General features: G+C 74.0%; 14 protein-coding genes. 8 read left to right on the top strand and 6 right to left on the bottom strand.

Annotated elements, in window-relative coordinates; all coding sequences use genetic code 11:
- Positions 1 to 13: 13 nt before the first annotated feature.
- On the top strand, positions 14 to 226 hold the full coding sequence (locus tag ABFY03_RS23755) for an acyl-CoA carboxylase epsilon subunit (protein WP_319010047.1): 213 nt from the start codon (positions 14 to 16) through the stop codon (positions 224 to 226).
- Positions 227 to 300: 74 nt separating this feature from the next.
- Here ABFY03_RS23755 and ABFY03_RS23750 read toward each other — a convergent pair whose 3' ends face one another.
- The gene (locus tag ABFY03_RS23750) at positions 301 to 1,692 is read right to left on the bottom strand and encodes an MFS transporter (RefSeq protein ID WP_346170794.1); all 1,392 of its coding nucleotides are present in this window, start codon (positions 1,690 to 1,692) and stop codon (positions 301 to 303) included.
- A 36-nt stretch (positions 1,693 to 1,728) separates the two neighbouring features.
- Here ABFY03_RS23750 and ABFY03_RS23745 point away from each other — a divergent pair, with 36 nt between their 5' ends.
- The 3 genes from ABFY03_RS23745 to ABFY03_RS23735 all read left to right on the top strand — a co-directional run bounded on the left by ABFY03_RS23745 (position 1,729) and on the right by ABFY03_RS23735 (position 3,372).
- On the top strand, positions 1,729 to 2,394 hold the full coding sequence (locus ABFY03_RS23745; RefSeq protein ID WP_346170793.1) for a TetR/AcrR family transcriptional regulator: 666 nt from the start codon (positions 1,729 to 1,731) through the stop codon (positions 2,392 to 2,394).
- A gap of 215 nt (positions 2,395 to 2,609) precedes the next feature.
- The gene (gene mmpB, locus ABFY03_RS23740) at positions 2,610 to 2,738 is read left to right on the top strand and encodes a morphogenic membrane protein MmpB (protein ID WP_319010050.1); all 129 of its coding nucleotides are present in this window, start codon (positions 2,610 to 2,612) and stop codon (positions 2,736 to 2,738) included.
- Positions 2,739 to 2,751: 13 nt separating this feature from the next.
- Entirely contained in the window at positions 2,752 to 3,372 is a 621-nt protein-coding gene (locus ABFY03_RS23735) for a nucleoside triphosphate pyrophosphatase (RefSeq protein WP_346170792.1), read from the top strand.
- A gap of 6 nt (positions 3,373 to 3,378) precedes the next feature.
- On the opposite strand, the gene ABFY03_RS23730 is transcribed toward ABFY03_RS23735, so the two are convergent.
- A complete protein-coding gene (locus ABFY03_RS23730; protein WP_319010052.1) occupies positions 3,379 to 3,846 on the bottom strand; it encodes a hypothetical protein in 468 nt (155 codons plus the stop codon).
- Positions 3,847 to 4,219: 373 nt separating this feature from the next.
- On the opposite strand from ABFY03_RS23730, the gene ABFY03_RS23725 reads away from it, so the two are divergent.
- Entirely contained in the window at positions 4,220 to 5,974 is a 1,755-nt protein-coding gene (locus tag ABFY03_RS23725; protein ID WP_346170791.1) for an acetyl/propionyl/methylcrotonyl-CoA carboxylase subunit alpha, read from the top strand.
- 125 nt (positions 5,975 to 6,099) lie between these two features.
- On the opposite strand, the gene ABFY03_RS23720 is transcribed toward ABFY03_RS23725, so the two are convergent.
- Entirely contained in the window at positions 6,100 to 7,026 is a 927-nt protein-coding gene (locus ABFY03_RS23720; RefSeq protein ID WP_386723627.1) for a DeoR/GlpR family DNA-binding transcription regulator, read from the bottom strand.
- A 225-nt stretch (positions 7,027 to 7,251) separates the two neighbouring features.
- Entirely contained in the window at positions 7,252 to 8,691 is a 1,440-nt protein-coding gene (locus ABFY03_RS23715; protein ID WP_319010055.1) for an NAD(P)H-quinone dehydrogenase, read from the bottom strand.
- Between the two features lie 232 nt (positions 8,692 to 8,923).
- Between ABFY03_RS23715 and ABFY03_RS23710 the strand changes: the two genes are divergently transcribed.
- The 3 genes from ABFY03_RS23710 (at position 8,924) to ABFY03_RS23700 (ending at position 12,637) form a co-directional block, all read left to right on the top strand.
- Positions 8,924 to 9,361, top strand: a complete 438-nt coding sequence (locus ABFY03_RS23710; protein WP_031012990.1) for a gamma-glutamylcyclotransferase family protein — start codon at positions 8,924 to 8,926, stop codon at positions 9,359 to 9,361.
- A 174-nt stretch (positions 9,362 to 9,535) separates the two neighbouring features.
- Positions 9,536 to 10,339: a purine-nucleoside phosphorylase gene (locus tag ABFY03_RS23705; RefSeq protein ID WP_319010056.1), complete on the top strand. Its 804-nt coding sequence runs from the start codon at positions 9,536 to 9,538 to the stop codon at positions 10,337 to 10,339.
- Positions 10,340 to 10,984: 645 nt separating this feature from the next.
- A complete protein-coding gene (locus ABFY03_RS23700; RefSeq protein ID WP_346170789.1) occupies positions 10,985 to 12,637 on the top strand; it encodes a phospho-sugar mutase in 1,653 nt (550 codons plus the stop codon).
- A gap of 61 nt (positions 12,638 to 12,698) precedes the next feature.
- Here the strand turns inward: ABFY03_RS23700 and ABFY03_RS23695 are convergent, their stop codons facing one another.
- Together ABFY03_RS23695 and ABFY03_RS23690 are read right to left on the bottom strand one after the other, a co-directional pair.
- Positions 12,699 to 13,343: a PH domain-containing protein gene (locus ABFY03_RS23695; RefSeq protein ID WP_319010058.1), complete on the bottom strand. Its 645-nt coding sequence runs from the start codon at positions 13,341 to 13,343 to the stop codon at positions 12,699 to 12,701.
- A gap of 212 nt (positions 13,344 to 13,555) precedes the next feature.
- The gene (locus tag ABFY03_RS23690) at positions 13,556 to 14,185 is read right to left on the bottom strand and encodes a class F sortase (RefSeq protein WP_319010059.1); all 630 of its coding nucleotides are present in this window, start codon (positions 14,183 to 14,185) and stop codon (positions 13,556 to 13,558) included.
- Positions 14,186 to 14,207: the final 22 nt, after the last annotated feature.

Below are 14,207 nucleotides of genomic sequence, written 5' to 3'. Positions count from 1 at the left end.
GAGGGACAGCACGATGATCAGAGTCGTACGAGGCAACCCGACGCCCGAGGAGCTGGCCGCCGCACTGGCGGTGGTCCAGGCCCGGGCCGCGGCCACGGCGGCGGCGGCCGCGCAGGGCGGCGGCCCGGCGGTCCCGGAGGGCTGGTCGGATCCGGCGCGGATCGCGCGGGCGGTACGACAGCGGCCGGGCCCGCGGGCCTGGGCGCGGTCCTACTGGCCGGTGTAGGCGCGGCCCGAACGGTGTGACATGAGCGAAGGCCGGACCCCGTGTGCGGGGGGTCCGGCCTTCGTCGTGCCCGCTCAACGCTTCCTGAGGAAGACGGCGGAGGCGAGGGCGGCGAGGAGGACGAGGACCGCGTTGACGGCGACCGCCCGGGCGATGCCGCCGGGGAGCGTGGCGGCCGTGACGACGACGGCGCTCATCACCGGGGTGCCGAGGGTGATGCCGATCTGCTGGGTCATGGTGGCGATGCCGGTGGCCATGCCCTGCTCGCTGTCGGGCAGGCCGGAGGTGGCGGTGACCATGAAGCCGACGATGGCGAGCATGTTGCCGACGCCGCCGGCGAAGGTGGCCGCGAGGAGCAGTCCGTAGGTGCTCCGCTCGTCGCCGATGCCGAGGAGGGTGAGGGTGGCGGCGGCCTGGAGGGCGCCGCCGGCGACGAGGGCGGCGCGGGGCGAGAAGCGGCCGAGGAAGCGGGGCGCGAGCAGGCCGCCGAGGACGGTGCCGGCGCCGAGGACGCCGAAGGAGAGGCCGGCGGCGAGCGGGGAGAAGCCGAGCACGTCCTGGAGGTGCAGGGTCATCAGGAAGACCAGCGAGGTCTCGGTGGCGAAGGCGGCGAGCCCGGCGAGGTTGCCCCAGACGACGGTGCGGCGGCGGAGGATCCGGAGCGGGACGAGGGGCTCCGGGGAGCGCCGCTCGACGAAGGGGAAGGCGGTGAGCAGGACGGCGGCCGCGGCGAGGGGGACGAGGGTGGCGGGGGCGGCCCAGCCGTGCTCGCCGGCGGCGGTGAGTCCGAGGACGAGGGCGAGCAGGCCGCCGGTGACGGTGACCGCGCCGGGGACGTCGAGCCGGGGACGGGCGGCGGGGCGGCTCTCCTCGATGACGGCGGGGGCGACGAGCAGGACGGCGAGGGCGACCGGCACGTTGATGAAGAAGGCCCAGCGCCAGGAGAGCAGGTCGGTGAGGACGCCGCCGAGGACGGCGCCGGTGGTGAACCCGGCGGACATGAGGGCGCCGTTGAGGCCGAGGGCCTTGTCGCGGAGCGGGCCCTCGGGGAAGGCGGAGGTGAGCAGGGAGAGGCCGGCCGGGGTGACGGCGGCGGTGGCGAGGCCTTGGGCGACGCGGGCGGCCATGAGGAGTTCGGGGGTGGTGGCGAGGCCGCCGGCGAGGGAGGCGGCGCCGAGGACGGCCATGCCGCAGAGGAAGACGCGGCGGCGGCCGAGGAGGTCGGCGAGGCGTCCGAAGAGGAGGGTGAAGCCGGCGGCGGCGAGGGCGAAGGCGGTGGCGATCCACTGGAGCCCGCCGAGGGAGAAGCCGAGTCCTTCGCCGATGACGGGGAGGGCGACGTTCAGGATCGAGAAGTCGACGGCCAGCATGAACTGGGCGACGAGGAGGACGACGAGGACGAGCCGCATCCGTCCGTCCATGCGGGCGGCCGGGGCGGCGGCGGGAGGAGCGTCGAGGGCGACCATGACGGGACCCCTTAATGGGAGACTGGTTCCGTTAAGATGAACGAGACCGTAGCAGACCGAACCGCCTTAACGGAACAGGAGACCCATTTGAGCGAGAGCCCGTCGGCCGTGCCCGGCACCCAGCGCCCCGGAGGCCGTACCGCCAAAGTGCGCCGGGCCGTCCTCGACGCCACCCAGGAGACCCTCGCCACCGGCGGCTTCCCGAGCCTGAACATGGACCAGATCGCCGCCGCCGCCGGCGTCGGGAAGACCACCGTCTACCGCCGCTGGGGCACCCCCGTCGGTCTCGTCGCCGATCTCCTGACGGACATGGCCGAGCAGTCCCAGCCCGCCGCCGACACCGGCACCCTCGCCGGGGACCTGCGCGCCAACGCCGCACTCGTCCGGGAGACCCTCACCGACCTGCGGATGGGCGCCGTCTTCCGCGCCGTCATCGCCGCCGCCGCCTGCGACGAGGAGTGCGCCCGGGCCCTGAACGGCTTCTACCGCACCCGGCTGACCGAGTGGGCCCCGGTCGCCGAGCGGGCCGCCGCGCGCGGCGAACTCCCGGCCGGTACCGACCCGCTGGAACTGCTCCGGGCCGTCTCCGCGCCGCTCTACTACCGCTTCGCCATCACCCAGGAGGAGCTGACCCCCGCCGACGCCGAGCGGGCCGTCACGACCGCCCTGGCCGCCGCCGCGGCCGGCGCGTACGTCGCCTGAGGGCGACCGGGGCGACCCACGGGGGACTTCCGGGGGACGTCCGGGAGACCTCCCGGGGACTTCCGGGGGACGTCCGGGAGACCTCCCGGGGACTTCCGGGGGACGTCCGGGAGACCTCCCGGGGACTTCTCGGGGACTTCTCGGGGGCGACTTCCGGGGCGGCTTGAGTATCCGTACTCAGGCGCTCCGGCCGCCCCGGCAGCAGGATCGGGGGCATGCTGTGGTCCGACCCGGAGAACAAGCCGCCGAAGTTCCTGCGCGAGACCCAGGAGATGCTCCGCAGATCGGGCGTACTCCTGGCGCTGGCCATGGTCGTCCTGATGCTCGTCATGGGCGCGCGCTGAGTACGCTGCCCCCATGACTGCTGATCACCCGGGCGGCACGCCCCGCCGGCTCGTCCTCGCCTCCGCCTCCCCCGCCCGGCTCGGCCTGCTCCGCCAGGCCGGCCTCGCGCCCGAGGTGATCGTCAGCGGCGTGGACGAGGACAAGGTCCACGCCCCCACCCCGGCCGAGCTCGCGCTGGCGCTCGCCGAGGCCAAGGCCGCGCACGTCGCCGCCCGCCCGGAGGCGAGCGGTGCCCTGGTGATCGGCTGCGACTCGGTCCTGGAGCTGGACGGACGCGCCCTGGGCAAGCCCGCCGACGCCGACGAGGCCACCGCCCGCTGGCGGGACATGCGCGGCCGGGTCGGCATCCTGCAGACCGGCCACTGCGTCTACGACACGACGGCCAAGCGGTACGAGTCGGCCACCGCCTCCACGGTGGTGCGGTTCGGCGAGCCGACGGACGAGGAGATCGCGGCGTACGTGGCCAGCGGCGAACCGCTGCACGTGGCGGGCGCGTTCACCCTGGACGGCCGGTCGGCGCCGTTCATCGAGGGCATCGACGGCGACCCCGGCAACGTCATCGGCCTCTCGCTGCCGCTGCTGCGCCGGCTCCTCGCCAAGCTCGACGTGGGCATCACCGAGCTCTGGTCCTGAGCCCCGTCAGGCCGTCGCGGCCCCGGCCTCCCCGGCCGCGGGCTTCCCGGCCGCCGGCTTCTCCGCCGCCGGCTTTCCGGCGGGCTCCTTCCCGTACATCACCAGGGTGAGCACGATCAGCCCGACGACGGTCATCAGGACGGCGAAGGCGCCCCAGCCGATCAGGGCGGCCGCGACGGCGCCGAGCAGCCCGTGCACGACCGCGCAGCCGATCAGCAGCCCGCGCCCGAAGCGGCCGGGGCCGCGGTCGCGGACGCCCGTGAGGAGGGCGACCAGGGCGCAGAGCGCGAGGGCGAGGCCGGAGCCGATGCCGAGGGCCCAGGTGCCGGTGACCATGTGATCGGGGTCGAGCCCGTCGAGGGACATCGACTGGACCTCCACGAACCGGGCCATGATCGCGTTGACGCCGACGATGGCGGGCGCCTCCACGAGGAGCACGGCGGCCGTGACGAGCGCGATCGGTCTGCGGGCCACCTCGGCCACCCCCTGAATTCGGCTGTTACCGACAGTACGGTCGACAGCGCGAAGGCTACTGGCCGGTAAACCCTCGGACAAGAGTGCGGACACGATGGCCGAAGCGCGACGGTCCGGCAAAGAATCATTGAGCCATTCGTAGGGACTCCACAAAGAAACCCGAATGGCGACTGGCTCCACGAACAGAGACCTGCGCCACACCGCGGAGCTACTGTGCCGTCAAGAAACCCTGCGTACCGTGGTGCGACAAGGGATTTCACGACCCGAGCGACCGCCGGTTCACTCTCCGTGTGGGCAAGCTCACCCCTGGGGACGGGTCGAGGGGCCGTGTCGGCAGTCCCTAAACTCAGCTTGTTTCAAGGAGGGAGCCATCGTGCGCAAGGTGCTCATCGCCAACCGTGGCGAAATCGCTGTTCGTGTCGCCCGTGCCTGCCGGGATGCCGGGATCGCCAGCGTAGCCGTCTACGCCGACCCGGACCGGGACGCTCTGCACGTCCGCGCGGCCGACGAGGCGTTCGCCCTGGGCGGTGACACCCCGGCCACCAGCTACCTGGACATGGCCAAGGTGCTCCAGGCCGCGAAGGACGCCGGCGCGGACGCGGTCCACCCCGGCTACGGATTCCTCTCCGAGAACGCGGAGTTCGCCCAGGCCGTGATCGACGCCGGGCTGACCTGGATCGGTCCGCCGCCGCAGGCCATCCGCGACCTCGGTGACAAGGTCGCCGCCCGGCACATCGCCCAGCGCGCGGGCGCCCCGCTCGTCGCGGGCACCCCGGACCCGGTCTCCGGCGCGGACGAGGTCGTCGCCTTCGCCGAGGAGCACGGCCTGCCGATCGCCATCAAGGCGGCCTTCGGCGGCGGCGGCCGCGGCCTCAAGGTCGCCCGCACCCTCGAAGAGGTCCCCGAGCTGTACGACTCCGCGGTGCGCGAGGCCGTCGCCGCCTTCGGCCGCGGCGAGTGCTTCGTCGAGCGCTACCTCGACAAGCCGCGCCACGTCGAGACCCAGTGCCTCGCCGACCAGCACGGCAACGTCGTCGTCGTCTCGACCCGTGACTGCTCGCTCCAGCGCCGCCACCAGAAGCTCGTCGAGGAGGCGCCCGCGCCGTTCCTGACGGAGGAGCAGAACGCGCAGCTGTACGCCGCGTCGAAGGCGATCCTGAAGGAGGCCGGCTACGTCGGCGCCGGCACGGTCGAGTTCCTCGTCGGCCTCGACGGCACGATCTCCTTCCTGGAGGTCAACACCCGTCTGCAGGTGGAGCACCCGGTGACCGAGGAGGTCACCGGCATCGACCTGGTCCGCGAGATGTTCCGGATCGCCGACGGCGAGGAGCTCGGCTACGGCGACCCGGCCGTGCGCGGTCACTCCTTCGAGTTCCGCATCAACGGCGAGGACCCGGGCCGCAACTTCCTCCCGGCCCCCGGCACCGTCACCGTCTTCCAGCCGCCGACCGGCCCGGGCGTCCGCCTGGACGCGGGCGTCGAGTCCGGCTCGGTCATCGGCCCGGCCTGGGACTCGCTCCTCGCCAAGCTGATCGTCACCGGCGCCACCCGCGAGCAGGCGCTCCAGCGCGCCGCCCGCGCGCTCGCCGAGTTCAAGGTCGAGGGCATGGCCACCGCCATCCCGTTCCACCAGGCCGTCGTGGTCGACCCGGACTTCACCGCCGACCCGTTCCGCGTCCACACCCGGTGGATCGAGACGGAGTTCGTAAACGAGATCAAGCCGTTCGCCCCGGCCGGTGCCGACGCGGACGAGGACGAGGCCGGCCGCGAGACCATCGTGGTCGAGGTCGGCGGCAAGCGCCTGGAGGTCTCCCTCCCGTCGTCGCTCGGCATGTCGCTGGCCCGTACGGGTCTGGCCGCCGGTGCCAAGCCGAAGCGGCGCGCCGCCAAGAAGTCCGGCCCGACGGCCTCGGGCGACACCCTCGCCTCGCCCATGCAGGGCACGATCGTGAAGGTCGCGGTCGAGGAGGGCCAGGAGGTCAAGGAGGGCGATCTGATCGTCGTCCTGGAGGCCATGAAGATGGAGCAGCCGCTCAACGCGCACAAGGCGGGCACCGTCACGGGCCTGAGCGCCGAGGTCGGCGCGTCGGTGACGTCCGGCGCCGGCATCTGCGAGATCAAGGGCTGACGTTCCCGCGCACGAGGGGCCCGCAGGCAGCCGCCTGGGGGCCCTTCGCCGTGTGCGGATACGGGAAGGGGCGGCGGCTCACTGCGTACGGGGACGACCCGGGTGGTACGGGTGGGGCGAGGAGCTCAGCGGCGGCGGAGGTCCGCGACGCGGGCCGTGCGCTCCAGGGGCTCGGCGCCCAGTCCGGGGCCGGGGCCGCGGAACTGGCCGCCCGGGATCCTGCCCCCGCGCTGGACGGGGAGCGGCATCTCGCGGCGGCCCCGGACGCCCGGCGGCAGCTGCTCGCCGACGGGGGCGCCGCCCTGCCCGGTGCCGGCCACGGCGATCTGCACGCCCTGGTCGGCGAGGGCCTGGAGCTCGGAGGCGGCCCGCTCGTCGTGCGGCGGGGGCTCGTCGGTGACCAGCCGGGTGATCACGTCGGTCGGCACCGTCTGGAACATGGTGTCGGTGCCGAGCTTGGTGTGGTCGGCGAGCACCACGACCTCGGCGGCGGCCTGGACGAGGGCCCGGTCCACGCTCGCGGAGAGCATGTTGGACGTGGAGAGCCCGCGCTCGGCGGTGAGCCCGCTGCCAGAGAGGAAGGCGCGGGAGACGCGCAGCCCCTGGAGCGACTGCTCGGCACCGCTGCCCACCAGGGCGTAGTTGGAGCCGCGCAGGGTGCCGCCGGTCATGACGACCTCGACCCGGTTGGCGTGCGCCAGGGCCTGGGCGACCAGCAGCGAGTTGGTGACCACGGTCAGTCCGGGCACCCGGGCCAGCCGGCGGGCCAGCTCCTGGGTGGTGGTCCCGGCGCCGACGACGATGGCCTCGCCCTCTTCGACCAGGCTCGCGGCGACGTCGGCGATGGCCGTCTTCTCCGCGGTCGCGAGATGGGATTTCTGCGGGAAGCCGGATTCTCGCGTGAATCCGCCCGGCAACACCGCACCGCCGTGCCGGCGGTCGAGGAGTCCTTCTGCCTCCAGGGCCCGTACGTCGCGGCGCACGGTCACTTCGGAGGTCTGGACGACGCGGGCGAGCTCGCGGAGCGACACGGCCCCATTGGCTCGCACCATTTCGAGGATCAACTGGCGACGTTCTGCAGCGAACACGAAACTGACAGTAACGTGCGTCGCCGTTGCTTTTCAGCACTATGGACCGGATTGCGGAAGATGCACACAGGCGGGGCTCCCGAGTGGTATGGAGAGCCCCGCCATTGATCGTTCTATGCCCCGTTGTGCCGGGGGTTGTCCGAGTCGGCGAACCGTTCCCGCAGGCGGGACCGGTGATCGCCGCCGGCCTCAGCCCTCGGCCGAGGTCTTTCGGGTGTGCAACTGCCGTGCCACTTCGGCGATCGAGCCCGACAGGGAGGGGTACACGGTGAAAGCATTTGCGATCTGTTCGACCGTCAGATTGTTGTCGACCGCGATCGAGATGGGGTGGATCAGCTCGCTCGCCCGGGGTGCGACGACACAGCCGCCGACCACGATGCCGGTGCCGGGGCGGCAGAAGATCTTGACGAAGCCGTCCCGGATGCCCTGCATCTTGGCGCGCGGGTTGCGCAGCAGGGGCAGCTTGACGACCTTGGCGTCGATCTTGCCGGCGTCGACGTCGGCCTGGGTGTAGCCGACGGTGGCGATCTCGGGGTCGGTGAAGACGTTCGAGGAGACCGTCTTCAGGTTGAGCGGGGCCACCGCGTCGCCGAGGAAGTGGTACATCGCGATCCGGCCCTGCATGGCGGCGACCGAGGCGAGCGCGAAGACGCCGGTGACGTCGCCGGCCGCGTACACGCCGGGGGCGGAGGTGCGGGAGACCCGGTCGGTCCAGATGTGCCCGGAGTCCTTGAGCCTGACCCCGGCCTCCTCCAGGCCCATGCCGGCGGAGTTCGGGATCGCGCCGACCGCCATCAGGCAGTGGGTGCCGGAGATGACCCGGCCGTCCGCGAGGGTGACCTCGACCCGGTCGCCGACCCGCTTGGCGGACTCGGCGCGGGAGCGGGCCATGACGTTCATGCCGCGGCGCCGGAAGACGTCCTCCAGGACCGCGGCGGCGTCCGGATCCTCGCCGGGCAGCACGCGGTCACGGCTGGAGACGAGCGTGACCCGGGAGCCGAGGGCCTGGTAGGCGCCGGCGAACTCGGCGCCGGTCACACCGGAGCCGACCACGATGAGCTCCTCCGGGAGCTCCTTCAGGTCGTAGACCTGGGTCCAGTTCAGGATCCGCTCGCCGTCCGGCTTGGCGTCGGCCAGCTCGCGCGGGTGACCGCCCGTCGCGATCAGCACCGCGTCCGCGGTCAGCGTCTCCTCGCTGCCGTCGGCGGCGGTGACGACCACCTGTCGGGAGCCGTCCACGGCCTGCCGGCCGGAGAGCCGGCCACGGCCGCGCAGCACCCGGGCGCCGGCCCGGGTGACGGAGGCGGTGATGTCGTGCGACTGGGCCAGCGCGAGCCGCTTCACCCGTCGGTTGACCTTGCCGAGGTCCACGCCGACGACGCGGGCGGCCTGCTCGACGTGCGGGGTGTCGTCCGCGACGATGATGCCCAGCTCCTCGTAGGAGGAGTCGAAGGTGGTCATCACCTCGGCGGTGGCGATCAGGGTCTTGGAGGGGACGCAGTCGGTCAGGACGGACGCGCCGCCGAGGCCGTCGCAGTCGACGACGGTCACCTCCGCGCCGAGCTGGGCGCCCACCAGGGCAGCCTCGTATCCGCCGGGTCCGCCGCCGATGATCACGATCCGGGTCACTGGGATCTACGCCTCGCGCTCTCGTTCTGCCGGGGGTGTGCGGCCCCCGCTGGGCTGCAGTGCGTACGCCATTGTCCCGCACGCTTCAAGTGCGTACCCCATTCTCCCGCACGCGGCGGACTCCCTCGCGCCGGGGCCCGCGAACGGTCCCCCGCACGGGCCCCGATCGGCCCCCGCGGCCCCCACCTCGGAGTTCACCGGTTACCAGGGTCACTCCCGTACCCTCGGTCCCATGTCGCTCTACGCCGCCTACGCCGGCAACCTCGACGCGCGGCTGATGAGCCGCCGCGCCCCGCACTCCCCGCTGCGCGGCACCGGCTGGCTGAACGGCTGGCGGCTCACCTTCGGCGGCGAGCAGATGGGCTGGGAGGGGGCGCTCGCGACCCTCGTGGAGGCCCCGCGCCAGCAGGTCTTCGTCGCGCTGTACGACATCGCCCCGATGGACGAGGACTCGATGGACCGGTGGGAGGGCGTCGGGCTCGACATCTACCGGCGGATGCGGGTGCGGGTGCACACGCTCGACGGGGACGAGCCGGCCTGGGTGTACGTGCTCAACGCGTACGAGGGCGGGCTGCCGTCCGCGCGCTACCTCGGCGAGGTCGCCGACGCGGCGGAGTCGGCCGGCGCGCCGCACGACTACGTGATGGAGATCCGCAAGCGGCCCTGCTGACCGCCGGTCCGGCGCCCCGTCCGCGCCCGTTTGTCGGAAACGACAAGACAACGATCGCATGTCCGTCCGCGCCGTCATCTACGCGCGTAGGAATTCTCGGGCTAGGCTTCTTCGCGAACGAATTCCGTCCGGGGTCACCTCCCTCGGACCCCCTCCCCGAGGCGAGAAGAGCCAGTGAACGCTACTGCCACCCCGTACGAGGCCGCCGAAGCCGCCGCCGCGCGCCTGCGCGAGCTGACCGGCGTCGAGAACCACGACGTCGCCCTGGTCATGGGCTCCGGCTGGGCCCCGGCCGTCGACGCCCTGGGCGCCCCCGAGGCCGAGTTCCCCGTCACCGAGCTCCCGGGCTTCCCGCCGCCGGCCGTCGAGGGCCACGGCGGCAAGATCCGCTCGTACAAGATCGGCGAGAAGCGCGCCCTGGTCTTCCTCGGCCGCACCCACTTCTACGAGGGCCGCGGGGTCGCCTCCGTCGCGCACGGCGTCCGCACGGCCGTCGCCGCCGGCGTGAAGACCGTCGTCCTGACGAACGGCTGCGGCGGTCTGCGCGAAGGCATGCGCCCCGGCCAGCCGGTCCTCATCAGCGACCACATCAACCTGACGGCCGCCTCGCCGATCGTCGGCGCGAACTTCGTCGACCTCACCGACCTGTACTCGCCGCGGCTGCGGGCGCTGTGCAAGGAGGTCGACGAGACGCTGGAGGAGGGCGTGTACGTCCAGTTCCCCGGCCCGCACTACGAGACCCCCGCCGAGATCAACATGGTGCGGGTGCTCGGCGGCGACCTCGTCGGCATGTCCACCGTCCTGGAGGCCATCGCGGCGCGCGAGGCCGGCGCGGAGGTCCTCGGCATCTCGCTCGTCACCAACCTGGCGGCGGGGCTCTCGGGCGAGCCGCTGAACCACGAGGAGGTGCTCCAGGCGGGGCGGGACTCGGCGGCGCGGATGGGTGAACTGCTGACGCGGGTCCTCGACCGGATCTGACGTACTTCCCCGCGGCCCGGAACGCCGCTCGGCGACGGGTCCCCGCGGGGCGGGGCGGCCGGCCTGGAACGCCGGGCGCGGGGTGCGGGCGGGCCGCTGCGCGGGGCCTTCTCCCCCACCCCGCCCCTTCCCGAAACCGGGCGCGGGCCCCGGACCCCGCACGGCCTACGGCCGTGTCCTCGACAACGCCGGACGGGCGGGATCGTCGGCGCGGCCGAGGCCAGGGTCCGGGCGGAGCCCCGAACCCGGACGGACTGGGCTCCCCGCCCACACGGGGTCCGGGGCCTCCCGTACGGGCCCGGCCACCGTGCGCGTGGGGTCCGGGGCTGGCCCCGATTCCCGGACGGGCCGGGCTCCCCGCCCGCACGGGGTCCGGGGCGGAGCTCCGCTTCCCGTACCGGCCGGGTCCGTCCCGTCGGCATCCCGGGCCTCGTGCCCGGACGGGCTGGATTCGCGGCCCCGCCGGCGTCCGGGTCGCGGGGTCCGGGGCGGAGCCCCGGTTTCGGGAAGGGGCGGGGTGGGGGAAGGCTCCGCGCAGCGGACGAACCCGCACCCCCTCCGCCCGCACCGCCGCACGACCACCCCCACGCTCCCCCTCCCCTCACCCCACCCCACCGACCGCCCGCAGACGAAAGGCGCATCACCGTGACGCAGGACGAACTCCTCGCCCGGGCCCAGGCGTGGCTCGCCGAGGATCCCGATTCCGAGACCCGGGAGGAGCTCGGCGCGCTCCTCGACCGGGGGGACACCGACGAGCTGGCCGTCCGGTTCGCCGGGACGCTGCAGTTCGGCACCGCGGGGCTCCGCGGCGAGCTGGGCGCCGGGCCCATGCGGATGAACCGGTCCGTGGTGATCCGGGCCGCCGCCGGCCTCGCCGCGTACCTGAAGGCGAAGGGGCAGACCGGCGGTCTGGTCGTGATCGGCTACGACGCCCGCTACAAGTCGGCCGACTTCGCCCGCGACACCGCCGCCGTGATGACCGGCGCCGGGCTGCGCGCCGCGCTGCTGCCGCGGCCGCTGCCGACGCCGGTCCTGGCGTACGCCATAAGGCACCTGGGCGCCGTCGCCGGCGTCGAGGTGACCGCGAGCCACAACCCGCCGCGCGACAACGGCTACAAGGTCTACCTGGGCGACGGCTCGCAGATCGTGCCGCCGGCGGACGCCGAGATCGCGGCCGAGATCGACGCCGTCCGGGCGCTGGCCGACGTGCCGCGGCCGGAGGACGGCTGGGAGACGCTGGGCGAGGAGGTGCTGGAGGCGTACCTCGCCCGCACCGACGCCGTTCTGACGCCCGGCTCGCCGCGCACCGCGCGGACCGTCTACACGGCCATGCACGGCGTCGGGAAGGACGTGCTGACGGCGGCCTTCGCCCGGCACGGCTTCCCCGCCCCCGCGCTGGTCGCCGCGCAGGCCGAGCCCGACCCGGCGTTCCCGACCGTCGCGTTCCCGAACCCGGAGGAGCCGGGGGCCATGGACCTCGCCTTCGAGGCGGCCCGGGCCGTGGACCCCGACCTCGTCATCGCCAACGACCCGGACGCGGACCGCTGCGCCGTGGCCGTGCCGGACGCGTCCGTCGAGGGCGGCTGGCGGATGCTCCGCGGCGACGAGGTCGGCGCGCTGCTCGCCGCGCACCTGGTGCACAAGGGCGCCCGGGGCGTCTTCGCCGAGTCGATCGTGTCGTCCTCGCTGCTCGGGCGGATCGCCGAGGCGGCGGGCGTGGGCTACGAGGAGACGCTGACCGGCTTCAAGTGGATCGCCCGGGTGGACGGTCTGCGGTACGGCTACGAGGAGGCGCTCGGCTACTGCGTGGACCCGGAGGGCGTCCGCGACAAGGACGGCATCACGGCGGCGCTGCTCGTCGCCGAGCTGGCCTCGGAGCTGAAGGAGCGGGACCGGACGCTGACCGACCTGCTCGACGACCTGGCGGTCGCGCACGGGCTGCACGCGACGGACCAGCTGTCGGTGCGGGTGGAGGACCTGGGCGTGATCGCGAACGCCATGGCGGCGCTGCGCGAGACCCCGCCGGTGAAGCTCGCGGGCCTGACCGTCGTCTCGGCGGAGGACCTGACCAGAGGCACGGAGTCGCTGCCGCCGACGGACGGCCTGCGCTACCACCTGGACGGCGACTTCAAGGCCCGGGTGATCGTCCGCCCGTCGGGCACGGAGCCCAAGCTGAAGTGCTACCTGGAGGTCGTGGTCCCGGTCGCCGACGCGAGCGGTCTGGCCGCGGCGCGGGCGACCGGCGCCGAGGTGCTGGGCGCGCTGAAGAAGGACCTGGCGGAGGCCGCGGGGCTGTAGCCGGACGAAGGAGGGCCGGTACGGGAATCCCGTACCGGCCCTCCTTCGTGTCGCGACGGCCTCAGCCGGTCGCGCCGAGGACCACCAGGAGGACTAGGCCGACGACGGCGGGGGCGATGATCTCGTACGCCCAGCGCACCTGCGGCGCGCCCTGTGCCCCCGGCCGGCCCTGGTGGGTCTCGGCCATCTCGCGCAGGTCGGCCACGTTCTGGTCGCTCTGCGCGATGCGCGAGGCGTTGTCCCGGACGTCGGCGGTGACCGAGGTGCGTCCGCTGGGGTCGTCCTGGGAGGCGCGGGCGGCCCGGCGGGCGGCCTTCTTCCGCTGCCGCAGCGAGACGGGCACGGCCCACAGCTGGTACTTGACGCCGTCCGTGGTGAAGACCTCGCTGGAGTAGCCGGCCCGGACGTCGGCGACCGATCCCCACGGCAGCAGGATGGCCCGGAAGGGGTTGCGGATCCGGAGCCGGTCCTCGTTGGCGTACACGGCGGGCCGGATGGTGAAGGCGACGATCAGCGGCACGGCGAGCAGCAGGCCGGCGAGGGCCAGCCAGGGCGCCCGGCCCTCGCCGCGCACCAGCGCGTCGGCGACGAAGACGAGCGTCAGGGCGAGCAGGAAGACGCCTCCCGCGATGCCGAAGGACGACCGGTAGACACGGTCGGCGGAGGTCGGCTCGGGGTTCGGCTCGGAGGGCGTGGGGCTCGTCATGCCGCCGATTCTGCCTCAGGAGGCACCGGGAGGCTCAGGCGCCCCGCTCACGGCCCGCCGCGCCCCGTCCGTACTCCGCCCGCTCCCCGTCCGTGGTCCGCCCGCTCCCCGTCGCCCGCGCCCCGCCCGTACTCCGCCCGCTCCCCGTCCGTGGTCCGCCCGCTCCCGGTCCGTACGCCGTCCGCCCCGATCCGCGCCCCGGGGTCCGCCCGTCAGGCGGGGCGGGCGGTGACCAGGTCCGCGTACAGGATGATGTTGTCCGGCCGGTGGCCGTCGACGAGGTCGCCGCCGCAGGTGATGATCCGCAGCTCGGGGCGGCGGGTGTCGCCGTAGACCTTGCGGGTGGGGAAGGCGTCCTTGTCGACCTGTTCCAGCTCGCGGACGCGGAAGACCGCGGCGGTGCCGTCCTCGCGGGTCACGGTGATCTCGTCGCCGACCCGGACCCGGGAGACGTCCTTCAGCACGGCCGGTCCGCGCGCGGTGTCGAAGTGGCCGATCAGGACGGCGGGGCCGGTCTCACCGGGCGTGACGCCCTTGGCGTACCAGCCGATCCGGTCGGCCTGCGCGACGGAGGGCACCTCGACGGTGCCGTCCGCGTTCAGCCCGAGGTCCAGGATGCCGCGGGCGTCGACGCCGGCGGCGGGCAGCTGGACGCGGACGGGCAGGGAGCGGGCGAGCGCCGCGCTCGTGGCGGTGGGCGCCGGCGCGGCGGACGCGGCGATCCGGGCGGGCGGCGGGGCGGGCGGCGTGGGCTCGGGCCCGGCCGAGCAGCCGGCGAGCGCGAGGAGGGCGGCCGCGCACAGCACGGCGGCGGCGGGACGACGGCGACGGTGGTGGCTCATGGGCGGGCTCCGTGACGGGGTC

The sequence above is a fragment of the Streptomyces roseofulvus genome (assembly GCF_039534915.1).
Taxonomy (GTDB): domain Bacteria; phylum Actinomycetota; class Actinomycetes; order Streptomycetales; family Streptomycetaceae; genus Streptomyces; species Streptomyces roseofulvus.
Note: the sequence above shows the minus strand (reverse complement) of the source record. Positions and strands in the feature narration are given on the sequence as shown.

What these genes read in the sequence shown, in the direction of transcription:
- ABFY03_RS23755 (WP_319010047.1), top strand. Translation starts at nt 14, where the DNA reads ATGATCAGAGTCGTACGAGGCAACCCGACGCCCGAGGAGCTGGCCGCC.
- ABFY03_RS23750 (WP_346170794.1), bottom strand. Translation starts at nt 1,692, where the DNA reads ATGGTCGCCCTCGACGCTCCTCCCGCCGCCGCCCCGGCCGCCCGCATG.
- ABFY03_RS23745 (WP_346170793.1), top strand. Translation starts at nt 1,729, where the DNA reads ATGAACGAGACCGTAGCAGACCGAACCGCCTTAACGGAACAGGAGACC.
- mmpB (WP_319010050.1), top strand. Translation starts at nt 2,610, where the DNA reads ATGCTGTGGTCCGACCCGGAGAACAAGCCGCCGAAGTTCCTGCGCGAG.
- ABFY03_RS23735 (WP_346170792.1), top strand. Translation starts at nt 2,752, where the DNA reads ATGACTGCTGATCACCCGGGCGGCACGCCCCGCCGGCTCGTCCTCGCC.
- ABFY03_RS23720 (WP_386723627.1), bottom strand. Translation starts at nt 7,026, where the DNA reads ATGGTGCGAGCCAATGGGGCCGTGTCGCTCCGCGAGCTCGCCCGCGTC.
- ABFY03_RS23710 (WP_031012990.1), top strand. Translation starts at nt 8,924, where the DNA reads ATGTCGCTCTACGCCGCCTACGCCGGCAACCTCGACGCGCGGCTGATG.
- ABFY03_RS23695 (WP_319010058.1), bottom strand. Translation starts at nt 13,343, where the DNA reads ATGACGAGCCCCACGCCCTCCGAGCCGAACCCCGAGCCGACCTCCGCC.
- ABFY03_RS23690 (WP_319010059.1), bottom strand. Translation starts at nt 14,185, where the DNA reads ATGAGCCACCACCGTCGCCGTCGTCCCGCCGCCGCCGTGCTGTGCGCG.